Raw genomic sequence first — 20086 nt, 5'->3', positions numbered from 1 at the left:
CTTGATTGCTGGGACACTCTCTCGATCATGCTCATAGATATCTGGGGGAGTCGTCGGTTCCATCGCACCGCCTCTCAACCTGTCCCGGGTACCAATCCTAGTCTCGTCCCCACGTCCGCTTCGCAGGCGCAGTTCGCCGTCGCGTTCGGCCACCGATCGGAGAAGATCGGACAAGTCGATGAAATGCTCGGCGATCAGATGAGTGACGCTGCCCTCGCGCTGGAGCCGACCCCGACACCCGACCAGACGCGGCTACCTGCGCGAACAGGCGCTGCCACAACCCGCGTCGTAACCACCGGTTGTAGCGGTTGTAGGCGGTCGCGGCCGGACCATACTTTGGGGGCGTCGCGCTGGCGGCGGCCGGTCTTGAGCATATGCAGGATGCCGCTGATCAAGCGCCGATCGTCCACCCGAGGCTTGCCCGGGCGGCCATGCAGCAGGTGTGGCTCCAGGCAGGCCCAGGCTTTGTCGGATAACCAAAACAGGCGCGCCATGGCGCTCCTCCTGATCAGACAAACCCAATCAGGAGGACAAAACCTAAATTGCGCCAACACTTTGTATAGTTCCCTACCTGGTGCCGCTTTCTCTCGACAGGGCTGCCAGCTCCTTTCCGAACACTGAGATAAGGGCGCTAGAGAACTCGCTGTCAGACCTACTAGATAATCCAATCCGCTGAGCTTCGGTGAGCTTCTGCCAGCAGGGCAGGGGTGTCCGCAGTATGAAGCGCTTGTAGAAGCGATACCAACCCTTCTGAAGCATTGGAGCCTGCGCTTCTGCCGTCAGCTTTAGCAACCCTGTATTGAGAACGCGTTGCAAAGGCTTGATTGGCCATTCACTCGACCAAATCGCGTATAAGGAGTGAGCAGGAATGCTTGGCGTTCTGTCTAGGGCAGCCACGGGCTCCTTGCACAGTTCAGGAATTAGCAGCTTGGGACGCTCAAGCCACTGCGGACCGATTGTATCGATGGTTCGCCACCAGGGTGCACCCTCTTGGACAAACCGTCTCTTCTGTAGATTTTGCTTGTGCTTGGACGCCCAAGCCTTGAAGCGCGGCCAATCCTCAAGCCAAACAAGTCGCCCGTCCTTATCAAACGGCACAACAACCTGAAACTCTCCTGGATAAGCCTGAATGCCATCGACATCTTCCCGACCGACGTATGACCGGAGAAGCTCAGGCTCGATGGCCTCTGCAGTTCGAGGATCCACGATGAAGGTCCGGCCGCATCCTAGGGCGGGCCCGACCCGAACTACGCAGCCAGCAGACGCCAGATCGCCATGTCTCTCCAGCAATTTCTCGTATAGATGTTGAGAAGCTACTCTGGAGTTTGGAGTAGCAGTCTTAGCGAACTTCTTCGGCTTCGATCTTGAAAGGCGGACAATGGCTGCATAGGCACCCACCTTCCGAACGAAAGCGCCGGAAGGGCGCTCGTCAACCACCTCTACCTCCCATCCACGTTCCGCCAAACGGCCCCGAAAGACGTCGCCGTATTGGGCATACATCCATCTGTCGCTTACAAGTGCGGATACGATGCCCGTCTGTCCGGCCCAATCAAGCATCCGGTCCAGGAAGGCCACGGACAAATCCCCTCGGGTGACTTCTGCGGGAAGGCATTCGCGATACTCAGTTGCAAGCAGAGCTGGCACCCGAGACCATCGTACGTATGGGGGGTTAGCCGCAACATGGCTGGCCGTCCCCACGGGACGCAAGAGAAAATCCCCTGTCTGAATCCAATTCTCAGCCACCGCGGCGGCAATCGTTGACTTAACACCTCCCCCTCGAAGAACCTCGATTGCCTTGGCGCGTGCGATTCTTGCCGTTGGGGAATGCAGTTCGAATCCCTGGATACGTCCTATGAGGTTTTTTTGGGATAAAGAAATTCCGTATTTCTCGAAACTTTTGAGCAGCCGCTTCGTCGCTTCGACGAGGATGGCTCCTTCCCCAACGCAAGGCTCTAAGAGGCAGGCTGCAGTCAGATTATGGCTGCCGGTCCAACCTATCAGATCGAGGAGCAAGCTTGAGGTGGCCTCAGAGGTGTAAACGGAGCACCGTGCATGAAGTTCGTCGATGGCCCGATGCAACGTCATTAACCTATGCCAACTTTCCTACTCGCGCGAGGGTTGCCAAGGCTGCTATCATATAGCTCAGGTTCCTTCCAGGTACTCTAGGGTACAATTTTTTGAGAATTCTTGAGGCCCAACTTGGCTAAGTTCAAGGTCGATACGAAGCTCTTCCGCGAGCTTGGCGAGCTGCTTGTTGGCCGCGACAGCACCGCGCTCGTCGAACTGATCAAGAATTCTTATGACGCAGACGCGACACGGGTCAGGATTCACGGCACCGACTTGGATAGTCTATCCGGCTCGATCATCGTCGAGGACGATGGGATAGGAATGGACGCAGCCGACTTTGAGCGCGGGTTCCTCACTATTGCCGGACGCACCAAGATCGGAGGGAATAAACGCTCAAGGCTGTATCAGAGGCGCTTTACAGGAGAAAAAGGCGTCGGTCGTCTCGCAGCTCACAAGCTTGCTCGCACGCTAGAAGTCCACTCGCGAAAGTTTTCCGATGAAAAGCGTGATCCTTTGTTGGGATTGCCTAGCAAGATCGGCGTTTCGGCAAAGATCGATTGGGATCGCGTGGAAGCGCTGGAGGATTTGGATAAGGTGGCTACGAGCGATGCGGTCGTAGTCAAGGACTTAAAGGCTTCTGGACAGGCCGGAACGAAATTGAGCCTGATCGAGCTCAGAAAACCTTGGACCGGTCGGGATCTAGGCCAATTCTACGATGAGGTTGCAACACTTACTCCGCCGGAGGTGTTGTCTAGCCCTCTCCCCGAGAGGGTGACCCCAAAACCCCTGCTCTTTGATCGCCCTAAAGTAAGAGATAACCAGCGTGGCGATCCAGGTTTTTCGATAAAATTTTCTGGCAGCTTTACTGATGTGGAGCAGTTCGTGCCCTCTGTCGCTGAATCAGCGGCATGGATCATTGAGATCGAGTGTCGGGGTAAAGATAGGGAAATCGAAATCGCGGTTGAACCGACAGGTCTATTCAAGACAGAGTTTGCGAATGCAGAGGGGTTTCGTACTGTTGGGCGGATCCCAGACTTCGATCCTTTTGAGCGCAGAATTGAGCCTATCGATTTTACTGCGCGGATCTTCGAGAAAGAACAGGTTGCCTGGACGCGGGCTTTCAGGGGCGTCCGAGTGTATCTGGAAGGATTTCGGGTATTGCCGTATGGCGACGGGGAGGACGATTGGTTGGGTCTTGCCCAGGACTATCGGTCTCGTGGACGGGGTGAAATGCAGCGCCTACGGCGATTTTCTGATTGGGAAAAGCCGGATTTTATTGATGATAGAGAAGGCCTCGTAATCAAAGGAAACGGCCACTATTTTGGGGCCGTGTTCTTAACGCGAGACGGTGCAGACTGCCTAAAAATTCTAGCTAACCGGGAGGGTTTCCTGCCTTCTCCCACGTGGGACTTTGTTTCGGACTCAATACGACATGCTATCGGTATTCAGGTAAGAACACGTCAGGCGGCGACCTCGCAGGCGAAGATCGCACGAACGTTTGATAGAGCCAAACGACAGGATGTTGCAGCACGTTCGAGCGAATATAACTCGCCTACTGTATTCCGTAGCCATGAACTTCATAGACGTGCATCCGACGCCGTACGTGAGGCCAAAAGCCTAGTTGCTGCCGGCAGATCAAAGGAGGCCAATGACCGTCTTACTGAAAGTCTTAGTGTAATTGAATTGGCAGTCACGGAAGCGATGTCGCTTTCTTCTGAGGGCGCATCTGAAACCGTGATGTATCGTGTTCTCGCGTCGCTAGGACTTGAGCAAGCTGCATTCGTACACGAAATCTTAGGGTTGGGGTCGACGGCAGACACAATAGCACGTGGCTTAGATGCAGCTGCAAAGACTAAAACTATCCCCAGTACCGAACGTGAGAAGTTACGATCTCTTGCTGCGGAGGCACGAAGCCTCCGAGAGCGTCTCAAGAGAAATGGAGTCTATTTAGCGGACATGACCGGCGTGGAAGGCCGTCGTCGCCGCTCGCGTATCTTGCTGAGAGATCGCTTCAATCCCGTCGTAGAGTTTTTCAGATCGGCTGCAGCAAGTCGCAAAATCGAAATAATCAATGAGATCCCGGAGGACTTAACGTCGCCTCCTGTATTTCCAGCTGAGATCTCAGCCTTGTTTTCGAACCTTGTTAGCAATGCTGTCAAATTTGCTGGATCTCCTGGCAAAGTCAGAGCGTCGGGCCGGAATGATAAAGCAGAAGTGATCATCCGTATCGAGAACACTGGTACTTCTGTCGACCTAAATTCCGCTGACCGTTGGTTTGAACCGTTTCGATCCACCACACATGAGGTCGATCACGTGCTTGGACGGGGGATGGGTCTGGGCCTTACAGTTTCGCGCAGTCTAATGGACGAGTATGGGGGAGAGATCGCTTTCGTAATGCCATCCAACGGTTATGCGACGGCGGTAGAGCTAAAATGGCCAAGGAAGTGAATGAACTAATGAAAGTCTGGGTCATTGATGACAAATGGACAAGGGATGATGCACAGAAGATCATGCCAGACGACACGGAGTTCGTAGTCTCCAATGTTAACGATGATCCTAAGATCATTTCTGGGAACTCCGAGAAAGCTTGGGATCTGATACTTGTCGATCAAAACTTCCAGAAAGATCCGGAGCTCTTAAGCGTTTTTGACGGAAGCGGGTTCGTCGCCCAGCTGCATGCGGTTGCACGGAAGAAGAACTTAAAGCTTCCGCCTATCGTAATTATTACTCAGGAACCTGATTTATTTGCCAACGAAGTGCCGGCAGTTGGCCCGAATCGCCCTCTGAATGGCGGGTTCATTGGACGTGAACCTCAACTTGCTCCTGTGCTTGACGTCGAGTGGTTGCTGGCCAAACCTGAGGCTGACCGAGATCAGGAGGAGGTGACGAAGGGCCAGGTTTACGATCTCATCTCCTCATTCAAGGCTGCATCAGGCATCGTTGGAGACAATGGCATTAGTTTCAATGAGACGATCGAGTTCTTGAGACTACCAAGTGGTGAACAATGGAATGAACGAGCGATCTCCGATGTGAGAAGGGCTCTACCCCCTATTTCGCATAATCCTGACCGCCCCGATAATCCGAATCGAGGTCCCGTATCGCTGATACGGTGGCTGCTTCATTCAGCCTTGCCATATCCCGGGCTCTTCGTATCTGATTTCTATGTGAGTGCCCGTCTAGGCATAGACAGGGAAAGTCTCGATAAAATTGTCTCAAATCCTCAGACTGAATGGGCAAGACAGCTTGCGCAAGCAGCCTACAGTGGTCCCGGTCAGAAGCTTTTCAGCCGGCGCTGGTGGACAGCCGGGTTGGACTTGGCTGCGCTTACAGTGTTTGAGTTGGATAGACGCGACATCCAGAAGTCTCTGTCAGACTTGGCAGGCTGCACAGTAAGTTTAATTGAAGTTGCTGATCCTGTTGTCGTTTGGAATGAGCAGCTCGTCGAAAGCGAGATAGTTGAGGCTTCCGCCGCAGTTCCTGTGACTCCTCCTGGCTGGCCTGCCGAATGCATAAAGCCCTGGATGCTAATATCGGAGGTCAAGAAGCATCCCTGGTTAGGCTTGATGGTCGATCAAGCTGATGCCGCAGAGTTAGGTATTCAGCTATGAAAGCAGGCATAAAATTTCAGCCTGCTGGACTTTGCTCGTCCTTGCAAGCCATAGCGCGAACTAGTTCTCAGCAGATTGACCAAAAGGGCAGAAAAGAGCTGGAGGATGCTGCATCCCGATTTTTGACTGTAGCATCGATTCCTAATCGTACGCACTTTTTATGGAAATGCGCGCCTTTCGCGACTAGGGCATCTACTGCATACAAGGCTGGAGAAAATACAAAGAGAGTATTTGCAAAATTTTGGTTTGACTGGAGCTGTGAACGGAGTGCGCAAGATCCTGATTGGTGGATTGTCTACAACGGGAGTGTGAATGTAGAGTTCCGTCTTGAGAACACGCCTGATGAAATCTGGAGCAAGTATCATATCGACGTATGTGAAGGCGGCCTTCACGTTGACTATGATGGAAATGGCAATCCCTCTGAAGAGCTAGGAGATAACCCCGCTGAGAAAGGGGTTCGGCACTGCTTCTCTCATATTCATGTTGGTAAGAATATTCCAAGGATTCCTATTCTTTTATCTACGCCGCCAGACGTGCTTGAAATGGCCCTGGTTGAATTGTGGCCGATCGACTGGAAAGATACAGTGCAGAAGACCCGTAGCTCTGAAAGCATGAAGCAACATCATATGCGACAGAGGCGTAGAATCTTCTCAGTGTCACGTTCTTTCAATGCGCTTTTAAGTAGGCCATATCCGCTTCTTGCGTTGCATGAACGTCTGCCCGAACCCATTGTTCTGAGCTGATGATGCTTGCTGCAAGCCTATTCACCGGCATTGGTGGCTTCGAGCTCGGCTTGTCTGAAGAGGGCATCACAACCGTTGTCGCGACAGAGGTGGACTTGGCTGCTCAGGATGTGCTGGCAGATCGGTTTCCCAACCTATCGATAGTCGCTGATGTTGAGGATCTAACAGCTAGCCAGATTTCGAGTGCCAGTTTGTTGACTGGCGGGTTTCCCTGCCAGGATGTGTCTATAGTTGGCGGTCAGCGAGGTTTAGGTGGCGAAAAAAGCGGGCTGGTACGTCACGTTTTTCGTCTTGCCGAAGCCTCACGCCCTGACTGGATTTTATTGGAGAATGTACAATCCATCCGATATGTACATGGTGGACGTGTGCTGGCTTACCTCATGCATGAGGCTGAGCGCCTCGGATATTCATGGGCGTATCGGACGCTGGATTCTCGGTATTTCAATCTCCCCCAGCGGCGACGCAGATTCTACTTTGTCGCCTCACGGGTGGCGGATCCTGGAACGATCCTATTCTCGGGCGGCGAAGCTGCGCCGCTTGTGGAACAGCCTAGTCTTGACAGGCCTATAGGTTTTTATTGGACGGAAGGCCGAGCTGGTCACGGGCTCACCGTTGATGCGATCCCGACCTTGAAGGCTGGCTCTACAATCGGCATCCCTTCACCTCCAGCAGTGCTGTTTCCAGATGGCTCGGTAAAGGTGCCCACGATCGAGACAGCGGAGCGCCTCCAGGGCTTTCCTAAAGGTTGGACGGAAGCTGCGCCGGCTCGAGATAGATGGAGGCTTGTCGGTAATGCCGTTTCCCCCCCAGTCCTTCGGTGGATCGGGGAGCGCTTCAAGACGCCGATTGCGTATGCTTCCCCAAAACATGAACTTCCAACAAGCAAGCCTTGGCCTCTTGCGGCCTGGGGTGACGGCAAGGGGAAACGATATCTAATAGAAGCTGGGGAGGCTCCCGATTTACCTCAGATCGGACGTCTTTCTGAACACCCCGACTTCACATGGCAGCCCATCTCCAAGCGAGCGCTTAGGGGTTTCACTACGAGGGCTCGAGATAGTCGCTTGCATTATCCTGATCATTTCCTGGACCGGCTTGAGCAGTTCCTACCCGATGCGGTCTAGCCTATACCTATCTTGCGGGATCTCGTAACAAGAGAGACGAGGCATCATATATGGGCGATGGACATTGCCGACCAGGATCCACCTCCCAGTACCGAACGCTCCGCGCTCATGGCGCGCGTTCGTGGGAAGAACACGAAACCTGAACTTGTCGTGAGGAGCTTGGCTCATCGGCTCGGCTATCGCTTTCGCCTCCACCGTCGTGAGCTGCCAGGCTCCCCAGACCTAGTCTTTCCCCGATCACATAAGGCGATATTCGTGCACGGCTGCTTCTGGCATCGTCATGAGGGCTGCTCCCATACAACTACTCCCAAGACTCGTGCAGCATATTGGAATGCAAAATTCAAACGAAACGTCGAGCGAGATGAGAAGGCAGTGAATGCCTTAAGGGCTATAGGTTGGTCGGTGCTGATCATTTGGGAGTGCGAAACAAAGGATCTCGACACCCTCGCAGACAAACTCAAAAGTTTCCTCGATATATCTCATTAGGCGTGAGAACCGGCTTTCGGGCTCCTGCGACTACAGTATTACATTCCCGATGAGACCTCAGACATCGCCTCCCGCTAAGGCCCTTTCCATAGTTTGGTCACGTCTGTAAACGCTGGCTCGATCTCTTCGTCAATGAGGTGCCAATCACAACAGCTGCGGTGGTCAGGACCTCCTAGCCGGCGCCTACTTGGAAGGTCAGATATCCATCAGGCCCAGACAAGGTGGCCCGATCCAAATGTTGATTGAACAGCCGACAAGACGGCTCACCCAAGTGGAGGCAGGCCATGCAGGCGCCTCCGGTGTCACCGCATCCAGGATCCAAAGCACATCTGTGCTCCCCATCGACAAGCTCCTTGAGGAGGCGATGAAGCTCTCCCTCGAATACAGCCTGAAGCCCTCCCAGAACGAAGTCGCCTCGAGCCGCGGCATAAACGAAGAACCCGAGATGGCTCGGCACAAGGTATTCCGAAAGCGAGCTTCGTTCCGTCCCGGTGTACACTGCAGCGATCCGGATGAAGCGATGGCAGTAGCTGTGAACCAATGTGGTTACGATCTGGCGTACGTCCCCAGTCGGATCCTCTGCCATTGCCTGTAGAATGGCCAGCCGCGCCTCAACTTCCGTGGCTGCTGTACGGCCTGTCGCGCCGATATGGCACAACCATTTCAGGACCCTGACTGCGTCCAAGCGTACGAACAGGGCTTCCGTCTCCATGGTTTCTCCGTAGACGACGTAGTCGCCTCGGTCATCCTGGAAGGGGACTAGGATGCTTTCTTGGGGGTTTGTAGACGAACCACGGGTGAATCCGAACATTCCTGTCAGTACCGGAAACCGATCTGCGAGATCGACGCCGCTCAAGCCGGCAAATCTGAGCCACTTCGGATAATCGACCTTGTATACGTCCCGAGTTGGCTCGGACGCGGCCTCCTGCAAGGACTTGAGAGTAGCTCGGGACTTCATGAGACCCAGCGCAATTGCACGGGCCTCCTTCTCGCAGTCTTCACGCATCTGCTCGGGAATGCTCGCGGTCTCTCGTTGAGTAACTCCGGACTCGGCCAGATCCGCTATGAACTTCCCGATCAGTGCCTCCGGTACGCCTTTATCCCTTAGCAGAGCGCGCATAGCATCTACGCTCGGCGCTCCTTTGTCGGGAGCTTGGGACTGCATGCCATTGATGACCCAATCGAGAGCCCCGGGCGCTCCGCCAGCATGTTCAAGTCGCTCCTGCTGTGCTCGGTCAGCAGCATTCACAATCACGACGGAGCGCGGGGTAAATACCGAAGCTGCGCGATGCACCTGCGCGGTGGTCTGCCGAGAACACCTTGGACACTTGGCACCGGCGAACCCTTTGCGGGTGACCGCCTGGCACGATGGACAGCGCTGGATAATCTGCGATGCGGACATGGTGCCGGGATACTCAAGCGTCACTTCGTTATGACTTTTGCACGTGAATATTGGTGGCTCCGAAACGTCACCGCAATTCGTGCAGAAGCAAACGAAGTGAACTTGCTGCCGGCCGCCCTCTGCGCCGCATTGGCAACGAGAGGTCGTGTTGCGATGAACCCGGTGGCATTTGTGGCAGCGCCAGATCTTCGGAAACGGCGAGACCTCGATTCCGTCATCTCTGTTTAGCGAACGAACCGTGAGCTTCCGTCGGCCACTGCGGACATTCTGACTGAAGTCATGATCCTTCCCGGCGTTCGCCCAAGGCGATGCTGCAGCTAACACCTCGCCCATCAGAGCATCCGTATCGACGCCATGCTCCAGCTTCGTGTTTCTCCACTTGGTTACCTTCCAAATGCCTCCGTTGATGTCCACCGTTTGCTCTGGAAGGTGCCCAAAGGAGATTTGCGAGGCGCTCCGGCGAACTTCCGCAGCGGGCTTGCTTCCTTCATTCTTGCTCATGCGTCACGCTTCAGGTGGACCGTCACCTGCTCTTCTACATCTCGGAGAGAATTCATAGGCTTGGGAGACCAAACTGCACCGAACCAGTCGATCGGACGCATGCTGGGAGATCCTAGTCGACCGAAGTACCGGTCCAACGCGTCGGAAATGTCCTCGATGTGCTCGCTCTCGGAGGCGGGATCAAACTCAAGATACCTGATGAGGGCGTCTATCTCCGCTTGCACCTCGACCTCTCCGACCTCAAGGCTGTGCTGGACAGCTTTGACGGTCGTAAAGCGACCCTCGAATGTCGGAGCATGCACGTGGAGCAGCCGTGCCATTTCGAGCCCTGGGATTGTCCGTTCGAGCACCCGACGACTGCGGCTCGTGATCGGAATCGGCTCGACGAATCGGTCTCCCTGCTCGACGAACTTCGGGAATGACCTGAAGACCCCCGCGTCCCGCTCGCGGCCCATCTTATGCACGACGAGCACAAGAGCCGGCCACTTGCGGCCGACACGTGCCGTAGCCTGGATGAATTCTGCGGTGGTCAAGGGCAGCCCCAGGACGATCATCACGTTGAGGCGGTCCACGTCGACACCGTGAGACATCATGGAAGACGCCGTTATGAGGTGAATCCGCTCCTCGAAGGGCTTCCCCTCGTCCAGCTTTTCGAGCGAGTCCAACGTTCGGGCCACCTCGTCGAACTGGGTCCGGCCGGTAAGTGAGACCGAATTGACTGGACCTTCGACTCCCACGAGCTGGGTCGTGGACGATCGGGACACGGCATCCAGGTCACGAAGCGTGCTACCGTAGACCGTCGTGGTGCCGTATTGGCTCAACAGAAAGTCGGCATATCCTGGATCGATGCCGATTTCCTCGCACAGCGACCCTGGATTAGCGGTCAGTCGCCGGATTGCGATCTGAAGCTCAGCCACGAGGCGATCGACCGCGAACTCGATGGTCGCGCCTCTCGGCGCCAGCGCCACGAAGCGACGCATCGCATGCGAGCTCGGCGTCGACCAGAACCCCTCTTGCGGCGAGGGACCAGGCTGCGGAAAGACCCGTGCCGCGCGCCGATACAGAACCCTGCACTGCTTCTCGTATCCGCTGAGGGTCGCAGAGGATGCGAGGATCTTGGCCCGTTTCCCGGTAAGCTCCTCTTGAAGACCGTCCAGAACGGCCTCGTAATGACCGTCGACGGCGCCCAAGCTGTCACGCAACAGGTGCAGCTCGTCTTGCAACCGGAAGCTCGGGGGGAAGTATTCTCCCGGGAATGGAAGGCTTTTGGGCTCGCCCGTGCACTCGGGTACAAGGCACCCTGCTCGTGCGGAAGAATTGGGATTGTAGGTGAACCCGTGGTTCGGGCAAGAGCACAGACCGCGCGGCGCACCGACGAGACCGCGCATTGCCTGCTGCATTCCAATGGATGCCGCCTTGTCGAGAGTGCCGACGACGATCGTGGGCAGGAACCGGAAGACTTCCTCGTCGACGATATGGAACGGGAGTCCGCGTTCGGGCCACCCGCAACTGTCGTTGGAGCACCGATGCTGAAGGGTCCAAGATGCCGTGTCGAAGCGAACTTTGATCCTCTCGCTGCCGCAGAACGGGCACGACTTCAACATTCGGAATCTGTTCCCGAGCGTGGGATCGTCGGGGTCATACTTCGAGTTTCGATCCTGCTCTGGCCTCCTGATTCTGTTCGGCGTGGCACCGTCACCGACGAGGAATCCGATAGAGAACGGATATCCTACGATGTTCTCTCGGCGCCTAACGAGTTCGGCAGCAGCCATCGCGTCTGCAAAACGCTGCATCTGCTGAAGAGAGAGCAAACGTAGCGGGAAACGGCTCCACGCAGTGATCCCTGCTGCTTTGCCGCGGAGGCGGTCGTAGAACGCAGCCGTGATCAAAAGCCCCAGATAGGTCTCGGTCTTGCCGCCTCCCGTCGCGAACCAAACGATATCGGCAATGTTTGCCTCTTCAGAAGGATTGGCGATGCACCCGATATTCGCAAGTAGAAAGCCAAACTGAAACGGACGCCATCGGTTGTATCCTCGACGCGAGCCGATGATCGACATCGCTTCGCTCATCATCCGGAAAGCATGGTTTAAATGAGGGTCTTCCCGGAGACAGCGCACGCCTGATCGGATTCGTTCCTGCTCTTCCCAGAACTGATCCGCTCCCCTTTTGGCCGCATGCTGCATTTCAGGTGTCCACTGTTCGGAGCGACCTCTGGCCTCCAGTCGCTCCTGTGACCAAGCGCCTGTTCCCCAATCGCGGTGGGCATCCGCAAGTGCCTGTGCAGGCGCGACCGGATCTTGCGCGAGACTCGCAAAGGACATGTCTGGGGGGCCTCCAGGCGCCCCCCAATAGTTGGGCCTCATCTTTTGGACAGTTGGGGCGTCTTCCGTGCAAAGGGCACCGCCTTCCAGAACTACTCCACAGTTGATTCCATAGGCGGCCACAGTGCGGTCGTAACGGAACGCATCCTCAAGGGCCTCAAGTGAGAAAGGGTCTCCACTGAAGCCATGCAGTCTCAGACAAGCCTCGTAGAAGCGTGGATCGACGTCGCCAGTGTCATCGGGATCAGAGCTGTTGACCAACGTGACGGACAGAATCGGCTTGCCTTCGACCGTATGTTCAGTCGTAACCCGCAGCTCGCAATGCAATCCGATTTCGTTGGTCAGGCCTTGAAGGGCCTCGTCGAACCTGTCCTTGGCAAGTTGGACCAGGCTCTTCTTGCCGTCGATTTGAAAGGTTTCCCGAAAACTCACCGGCTCAATCTTGCGCCAGGTCTTGTCACGTCCTTTCTGCCAAAGGCAGAATTCGGCCTCCAGATCCAGGTTCCAGGGAGGCGGTCCCGAAGGCTGGAAGCGGAAGCCGATTTCGCAGGGCTCCAGTCTGTCCAATCTGTTGTCGCGTCCTGAGACCGCCGCGATTCGGGACGGCGCCAGCCGGCCCAGCCAAAAGCGATCCGACGGCTTGCTTTGCGATGTGTTGCTGGCGTCCCGACAGGCCTTGCCGAGCACCTCGGCCATGAGCCATTCCACAAAACGTTGACCAGCGGCGTATCGGCCATCTGACGACAGCGGCAGAAAATCTCGGGTCATGATCTCAATCTTTAAAGGTGGTTAGAATGCGACGGCGGGCCGGATGTCTCAGGCGCTCAAGCGCGCGAGCTTCCAGTTGCCTAATCCGCTCGCGCGTTAATCCGAACTCTGAGCCGATTTCTTCGAGGGTGTGGTTGCGGACGACTCCGATTCCGAAGCGCAATCTTAGAACCCTCTCTTGGCGAGGGGTCAGCGTCCGTAGAAGAGAGGCTATGGTCTCCTGCAAATCGGCAAGTATCGTGATCTGTTCTGGTGATGGAAGATCCAAGTCCGGGATGAGATCGCCGATGGTCGAGGAGCCCGTCTCGGAGGCGGGCGCGTCCAAGGATATGAAGCGGGTTATCTCAAGGTCGCTGACGTAGGCGGTCTGCTCTAATGTCCAATCCAGTGCGGAAGCAAGCTGGTCCAACGTCGGCTCGCGCCCGTTCTCCGCAATCAGCAGGCGCTTGGTTCGACGCAACTTCCTGATTTCGGTCAACCGATGAATGGGGATACGGATCGTGCTTTGGGTATTGTCCAAGTTGCGTTGGATGGATTGGTGGATCCACCAAAGCGCATACGTCGAGAAGCGGTATCCAAGCGCGGGGTCGAATCGTTCCACCGCCTGAAACAATCCGAACAATCCCTCCTGAAAGACATCCTCGAAGTCGACCGAGTAGTGACCGTAGTCCTTCGCCGCCCACGCGACCAATCGGAGATTGTGGAGAATCAGCTTTTCTCGAGCCTTGCGCCCTTGGCGGATCAGAACCTCGCGATGAGGAGATGCAGAGCCTTGTTCTGCTTGGTTTCCTTCGAGCTGCCGACCTGCCGCGTACGTGCGCGCGAGGGAGCGTTCGTCTTCGGGCGTTACCGGTGGGAACTTTAGCAGGTCCTTTTGACCGGTCGTGCCACCGAGAGCGGCGTCGTCCGCCGGGATCTGAGGATCGTCGATCTCCACTCCGGCGGATTTCAGCTCCAGAACGACAAGGTCGATCTGCTCAGGCGATAGCTGCCGTTTCGAAGCAATCCGCGCGAGATCGGCGGGCGTCAGCTCCCCCGTCCGCTCTTTGTCGCCTAGGAGACTCTCGACGACCAGCTCGACAATGTCGTCGTCTGCCTCCTCGGCCTCCATACCCCCTGTTTCCATTCTCGACTCTTGTTGGCCGCTGGGCGTCAATAGCTTAAGCTTACGGTGAAACTCGGCCTTGTCCTTATTCTGAAGCTTGAGATACGCCTGAGTCTATTCCCTTGTTCAGCAAACTTTAGGCTGACGAGGAAACTGGCTATTCGTTTGATCTATTGAGGACTATTTACCTATGAACAACATGTCGGGTCTGCGTCGACGCCTCTTCCATAAAGGGCAGATATTGCGCCTGCCTGAGCACCTCGTTGGGCCTAGTTTGGCCACGCTTGCTTCAAGCTTCGTCGGACCCGATGCAGAAATACCACCGGAGGTCTCAATCGACTTCGGCAAGCTGACCTTTATCGAACCTGTCGGTGTGACGTTCATAAGCAACTTGTGCCATTGGCTTGCCCACCAGGGATGCAAGGTCACGTTCCTCAACACGGATGTTCGGTCGGAAGCATTGATCTACCTGGATGATTCGCAGTTCTTCGAGCAGCACACTCGGAAGAAACTGAGTCCTTCCTCGGCTCCGCGCAGCACCACTAGGCCACTGCAACGTGTACTTCAAAGCTCAAGCCACGCATGGCTCACATCGAATTTGATACCCTGGCTCGCCTCTCGTCTTTCGGTTTCCGAAGACGATTTGTATCAACTGCGCATTTGTCTGTCAGAAATCTTCAACAATATCAAAGATCATACGGCGCACGACGTTGGCAGCATATTCGTGCAACATTTTCCGAACTCTAATACTGTTTCCATTGCTGTCGCAGACTTCGGCGTCGGCATTCCGGAGACGGTCCGAAGAATACGTCCGGAATTGTCGGACAACGCTGCGCTTGTACAAGCAGCGCAAGAAGGCTTTACGTCGCGCAGCACCCATCAGAATAGGGGAGCTGGGCTAGACTACCTTATGAGGGCGGTTGTGTTGGCCAACGGCGGGTTCGTTACGATCTACTCAAGAAGGGGTGCAGTGAAGTTCTCGCGCGGCGCATCCGGGCTGCAGGCCGAGCCGATCCCCGGTGGGGGCTTCTGCCCTGGAACCACGATAGAGGTTCATATTCGTACCGATGCTATCAGGTCAGATGACGAATGAGGCGCCAGCCTACTCGATGCTTGGAGGAGCTGCCTCCTGGGCATGATCTCCGCGGAATCAGCTCCCAGCCGCTGCGCACGAAGGAGCACACCCCTTTTTCCGGACTTTAGAGCTCGCGTGCGAGCTGCTCATCCCCTGTGCACACCGTGTCTAATCCGGGTACCTTGAGGACAGATATTTTGGAAAGTTCTCAGTGGAGGGCAGACAGCCGAATGCGTCCAAGGATAGCCAACAACGGTTAGCTTAACCCGAGGCAAATGTGGGGTAGATTATGGGCCTTTAACCTGGTGGGAGGCGAATTTACTAGTATTTTCATCAGCTTAGTCGGATAAGATGGCGGAGGGAGCGGGACACTCCGACAAGTGTCCGCTAAGTCACTGAGTTCAATGAAATCAATGGGTTGACAAATCCGACCTGTGTGGAGAAACAGTGGGTAGAACCTGTATGGAAGCCTCGCCGAGGCTGCTATCGAGGACACTCGCAATGTATCTTGTAAAGCGTCATCAGAAATGGTGGGCGATGCACGATGTCCCACCCAGGCTCCGGCCAATCATGGGGTTGAAGCGCCTCGCCAAGAGCCTTGAAACGGAGGACGAGAGGGTAGCTAAAAGGAGGGCGCAACTCCTCTGGGTTCATGACTGGTCGAAGCGGGTTGAGGAAGCCAAAAGAGGAGCACCGCACATCGAGGAAGCTGAGACGGCCTTCCTCCGCCGCCTCCTTACCCAAGCCGATACAGAGGAGGAGAAGCAACTCCTCATGGACAGCATCCGCGATGAGACCCAAGAGCGTATTGACAGAGCCTTATCCCGCGCGGGCTACAAGGACGAGCGAGAAGTGCCGGAGGACGAGGAGGTTCCCGGTGTGGCCGAGGCTGAACGCTTCTTCAAGCTGGCCACAGGGGTACTGACCCCAACCCTCGAACACTTGGACGAGTGGCTTGCGGGTCTACCTAACGAAGCCAAGACCAAGGACCAGAAGCGGTCTACGGTGGTCAAGTTCGGAGAGGCCTTTCCTTACCTTCAGGACGTAAACCGTAAGGCCGTTCAAAGATGGTTTCAGAGGCGGGCCGATGAGGAGGGTCTGACGACCAAGACCCTCAATCGGTACCTCTCCGAACTGCGGAGTTACTGGGCTTTTCTCCGGTCCTTGGAACTTGTCCCAGAGGAGGGAAGTCCCTTCGAGAAGCTGGCCTATAATGGGAAAAAGTCAGGAGAGAGAAAGCCATTCAGCCCCGAGGATGTCGTGAAGCTCTTACGTGCTGCCGAGGAGAAGAACGACAAGAGCCTTGCCGACCTCATCACTCTAGCCATGTGGACCGGGGCGAGGATTGAAAGCCTCTGCAAGCTCAGGATCGGGGATCTGAAAGGGGATCACCTCCGCATCGAGGATGATAAGACCCCCGCAGGAAACCGGGACGTTCCCATTCATTCTAGGCTCAAGCCAATCCTCAAACGCCTTGTGAAGGAAAGCCAAGACGGGTTTATTCTGTCTGGTCTCTCAGTTAACAAGTATGGGGATCGGAGTGATGCCATAGGGAAGAGGTTCGGCAGGCTGAAGGCCGATCTGGGTTTCAGCGAAGCCCACGTCTTCCACTCGATCAGAAAGACGGTCACGACCCTCCTTGAGAACGCTGGCGTCTCCGAGAACGTTGCAGCGGACATTGTGGGGCATGAGAAGCCCCGCATTACCTATGGCCTGTATTCGGGAGGAGCTAGCTTGGAAACCAAGAGAAAAGCTCTTGAGAAGCTGGCCTATCCCGGGCTTTAGTGCGTGGAAAGCGGTCTATGGGGCAGACAGGTGATGAATAAGTGGGTTGGTTCGTTGATTGCACTGGCAACTGTTCTGGTGATTAGACCGGATACAGCGAGCGCGTTTGAACAGTATCTCTGCATTGGAGAGAAGGCGACTGGGTTCAACTGGAATGGAAGTGCGTGGGTCCAAGCCACCTTCAAAGTCGATAATGACAAGTTCCTTATCCAAGAAACAGAGCCGACTGAGCTTTTAGGCAAGACATTCAATGTTGAAGTGAAAAGGTTTGGTAGTGATCGGGTGCTTCACCAATGCGAACGTGGTGAATACAGCGGGAAGAAATCAAATCGCATTATCTGTGGCGGCTTGGGATACGGCATGCTCATTGACGCGAAGTCGCTGCGCTATCAGGAGTTCTATGGGATCGGCTACATTGACGGCAAGGACGAGCCAGGTAACACCCCCTCGCTCACACTTGGCACCTGCACTCGCCTGAAATGAGGTGTCGAAATCAAGTGTGTGAAAACGAGCCCCGCAGGCGGCTACCTATCGCTTCAGATAGTGTAGTAGCGGGGCTCTCCCAAATCGCCGTCTACGCCTGACACGTCACAGCTTCACGGGCCTGTTCAAAGGAGGGGAGAGGGCGATACTTCGACAACCGTGGCCCCTCCTTGTCGTTCTCGACAACAGTTAGTTTTGCAGCCTTCCCAAGAGTGGCCTTCATTGCGACCTCCGATGCCCCTTCATGGGTCATCGTGATAACGATGTTAGGTGAGACACCCTCGTTCAACAGAACCCGAGCGGCAGTGAGTAGGGGCGTCGAGGAAGAGTTGCATAGGCGATTGTTCCCGAGGCGGGCGGAGTAGCGTCCTCGACCCTCGGGTGAAATAACAATCTTTAGAGCCATAGGGGTTACAGTGACTGAACGAGATCGGCGGTAGGCAGACCGAACCTTGCAGCAATCGCATCAAGGCGCTGCTTGGCGGCGGCATGAGAGGCTGGGGTTGCAGTCGGGCTCGTCATCAACTTGTGGAGTGATCTGGCCCTAGTGCGCTCCCGAGGTGGCAAGGTGCTAACAGACGCCACAGAGCTGGCTGGCTCACAGGAGCTAACAGGCGGAAGGGGGCTAACAGCCTCTTGGGAGTTATGGGGCTTTGCTCTTTTCCGGCGCATGTAATCACGCATGTAGTCGCGCCTGCGCTCCCGCCTTATGGCAGGGTCCTTGTATGGCATGTGTTCTTTTTCTCGATGATAGATTGGAAAGAAAAACCCCGGAGACTTCTCCCCGAGGGTCTGTGTGATGACTGTGCTGTAGGTGCAGCGATTATGCTGCCCGATAACTTGCAAACACGGTGAGGCTAGTTCCGCTTTATAGCGGACGTGGGTTGGCTAGTGGGTCTCGCGACGGGTCGTGACTGGCTTCACAATCAAGTTGTCCCGGCGGAGATTGAGGGGATTTCGGTCCTTCTGGACGACACGGAGGTGGCTTCCAGTGACACCGGCGATAATGCGAGGAGCGCGGAGGGTGTTGGCGCGATAGTCGGGGATGCGAACAGCCCGACAGTTCCAAGCCCAGTTGGGCGAGTAGCCAGCGGCAACGATGCGTTCCCAGTCTTCAGGGAACAGCTTCGCGAACTTATCGGTGTTTGCGAGTTGGACGAGAACGACTTCTCTGCCGTCAGCGTCGATGGACCTGACAGGGGCGCGGAGTGGCTTGAGCGGCATGGAATAATCTACTGGTGATTGGGTTGAACTGATAAGGAGACGGACGGGCTCCAACATTCGTGATGCTGAAAATCGAAAGAGGCCGTGCCAGTAAGACACAGCCCCTCAATCCATCATCACGTTGACGACCATCAAACCCTCGCCCAGGTCTTCTCAACGTCATCGCAGATACAGTCTCAGGCGGTCGATCCGTGTGCCCGAAGATGCCCGCTCGGTTGAGAAGACTATGTTTGAGGGTTATCAGCCAGAAGGCCGAGGAAGACACCTCGTTAACGAGACGCGATGTCTTCCTAGACACTCGGACTTAAAGTGTGAATGAGATGGAGCCCCTTCTTCTGGTCTCCCCTAATAAGGGAACTCTCTCAAAGTGATCTAACAAGGAGAGGGAGTAGAAGTGAGATAACTTGGTTGAGCAGTCTCAAGTTACTCTAAGGAAACTCTAAGTTCCCCCTGTAGTCCCCCGTAACCACCTCACTGCCCCTGTATCAGTGAGTGTCCTCTTCTGGAGGTCCAACCTAAACACCTTCTCCTGAGATAGGGCGGTAAATCATTAATCTTCTTCACTGGAGGTGGAACATGATCAGTATTCCCCCTGAAGGTGAGGGTTAATCAGTATTGGACTGAAGACCGGTCTACAGAGGTTGTTAGCTCCCTGTTAGCTCCCCATCCTCGCTAAGAGCCTCGCCACGGAGGTTGGATGCCACTTGGCCCCGCGATCAGTCGTGATACCCCGGTCATTCAGCGCCTTAGCGATCCCAGCTAAGGATGACGTCCCGGCTCCCTGAAGGTCCCTGACAATGGGTGCTAGAAGGTCGGCCTTAGCATCTGCCCGAGCCTGTCGAGAGGCCACACCCTTGGACCTGTCCGCGGTCGAGGGCCGATAGCCTCGGAACCCACCCAAGGTTCTCCCTCTGGCCTTTGCCGCGGCGAGGGCGGCCTTCGTCCTTTGGCTAATCCTTTCAGCTTCATCTTCAGCTACAAGGGCCATGATGCCCACCGTAAGGCGGTTAGCATCGGGCATGTCCACAGCCACGAAGTCCACTCCTGCGTCTCTCAGAGACAGTAGAAAGGCAGCATTTCGGGCTAGACGATCCAGCTTCGCGATAACCAAGGTCGCCTTGTAGAGCCGACAAGCCTCAAGTGCCTTCATAAGCTCAGGGCGGTCTGCCTTCTTACCGCTCTCAATCTCGGTGAACTCAGCAATAGGAGGCCAACCCCTGCCGTTGAGGAAGACCCGTATAGCCTCCCTCTGTGCCTCAAGGCCGAGACCGGACTGACCCTGCTTGTCTGTCGAAACCCGATAGTAAGCGACAGCTTTCATGATCTTTACGTATCTCTCAACGAACGTTGAGACAAACGTAAAGGATCGGCAGAGATTTAGTCAAGACCCTGCTCAA

General features: G+C 55.5%; 13 protein-coding genes and 1 pseudogene. 8 read left to right on the top strand and 6 right to left on the bottom strand.

The genetic code is table 11. The features are described 5' to 3' along the window. Nucleotides 1-235: 235 nt before the first annotated feature. Nucleotides 236-494, bottom strand: a pseudogene (locus VB672_RS11395) (transposase); the annotation flags it as partial. A gap of 73 nt (nt 495-567) precedes the next feature. Beyond that, entirely contained in the window at nt 568-2085 is a 1518-nt protein-coding gene (locus VB672_RS11390; RefSeq protein WP_442931993.1) for an Eco57I restriction-modification methylase domain-containing protein, read from the bottom strand. Nucleotides 2086-2199: 114 nt separating this feature from the next. On the opposite strand from VB672_RS11390, the gene VB672_RS11385 reads away from it, so the two are divergent. Genes VB672_RS11385 through VB672_RS11365 form a run of 5 tightly spaced genes read left to right on the top strand, consistent with a single transcriptional unit; the run spans nt 2200 to nt 8025 of the window. Further along, complete coding sequence (locus VB672_RS11385) at nt 2200-4515, top strand: sensor histidine kinase (RefSeq protein ID WP_329784305.1); 2316 nt, start codon at nt 2200-2202, stop codon at nt 4513-4515. Continuing rightward, nucleotides 4500-5675 (top strand): hypothetical protein, encoded by a 1176-nt coding sequence (locus VB672_RS11380; protein WP_329784304.1) that lies wholly within the window; start codon nt 4500-4502, stop codon nt 5673-5675. The genes VB672_RS11385 and VB672_RS11380 overlap by 16 nt, the downstream gene beginning before the upstream one ends. Continuing rightward, entirely contained in the window at nt 5672-6418 is a 747-nt protein-coding gene (locus VB672_RS11375) for a hypothetical protein (RefSeq protein WP_329784303.1), read from the top strand. Before VB672_RS11380 ends, VB672_RS11375 begins: the two co-directional genes overlap by 4 nt. Before the next feature lie 2 nt (nt 6419-6420). After that, a complete protein-coding gene (locus tag VB672_RS11370) occupies nt 6421-7539 on the top strand; it encodes a DNA cytosine methyltransferase (RefSeq protein WP_329784302.1) in 1119 nt (372 codons plus the stop codon). A 57-nt stretch (nt 7540-7596) separates the two neighbouring features. Continuing rightward, a complete protein-coding gene (locus VB672_RS11365; protein ID WP_329784301.1) occupies nt 7597-8025 on the top strand; it encodes a very short patch repair endonuclease in 429 nt (142 codons plus the stop codon). A 172-nt stretch (nt 8026-8197) separates the two neighbouring features. Here VB672_RS11365 and VB672_RS11360 read toward each other — a convergent pair whose 3' ends face one another. Genes VB672_RS11360 through VB672_RS11350 form a run of 3 tightly spaced genes read right to left on the bottom strand, consistent with a single transcriptional unit; the run spans nt 8198 to nt 14143 of the window. Further along, nucleotides 8198-9928 (bottom strand): hypothetical protein, encoded by a 1731-nt coding sequence (locus tag VB672_RS11360; protein ID WP_329784300.1) that lies wholly within the window; start codon nt 9926-9928, stop codon nt 8198-8200. After that, complete coding sequence (locus VB672_RS11355; protein WP_329784299.1) at nt 9925-13017, bottom strand: helicase C-terminal domain-containing protein; 3093 nt, start codon at nt 13015-13017, stop codon at nt 9925-9927. Before VB672_RS11355 ends, VB672_RS11360 begins: the two co-directional genes overlap by 4 nt. A gap of 4 nt (nt 13018-13021) precedes the next feature. Next, entirely contained in the window at nt 13022-14143 is a 1122-nt protein-coding gene (locus VB672_RS11350; RefSeq protein WP_329784298.1) for a sigma-70 family RNA polymerase sigma factor, read from the bottom strand. 169 nt (nt 14144-14312) lie between these two features. Here VB672_RS11350 and VB672_RS11345 point away from each other — a divergent pair, with 169 nt between their 5' ends. From VB672_RS11345 to VB672_RS11335, 3 genes are all read left to right on the top strand, one after another. Further along, complete coding sequence (locus VB672_RS11345) at nt 14313-15215, top strand: ATP-binding protein (protein WP_329784297.1); 903 nt, start codon at nt 14313-14315, stop codon at nt 15213-15215. A gap of 483 nt (nt 15216-15698) precedes the next feature. Continuing rightward, the gene (locus VB672_RS11340) at nt 15699-16982 is read left to right on the top strand and encodes a tyrosine-type recombinase/integrase (RefSeq protein ID WP_329784296.1); all 1284 of its coding nucleotides are present in this window, start codon (nt 15699-15701) and stop codon (nt 16980-16982) included. Nucleotides 16983-17015: 33 nt separating this feature from the next. Further along, complete coding sequence (locus VB672_RS11335; protein ID WP_329784295.1) at nt 17016-17465, top strand: hypothetical protein; 450 nt, start codon at nt 17016-17018, stop codon at nt 17463-17465. Nucleotides 17466-19344: 1879 nt separating this feature from the next. On the opposite strand, the gene VB672_RS11330 is transcribed toward VB672_RS11335, so the two are convergent. After that, a complete protein-coding gene (locus VB672_RS11330) occupies nt 19345-20010 on the bottom strand; it encodes a recombinase family protein (RefSeq protein ID WP_329784294.1) in 666 nt (221 codons plus the stop codon). Nucleotides 20011-20086 lie beyond the last annotated feature (76 nt).

Origin of the sequence: Microvirga sp. CF3016 (genome assembly GCF_036314085.1) — a bacterium.
Lineage (GTDB): Bacteria > Pseudomonadota > Alphaproteobacteria > Rhizobiales > Beijerinckiaceae > Microvirga.
The sequence above is the reverse complement of the archived record's forward strand: the minus strand, read 5'-3'. Positions and strand labels throughout refer to the sequence as shown.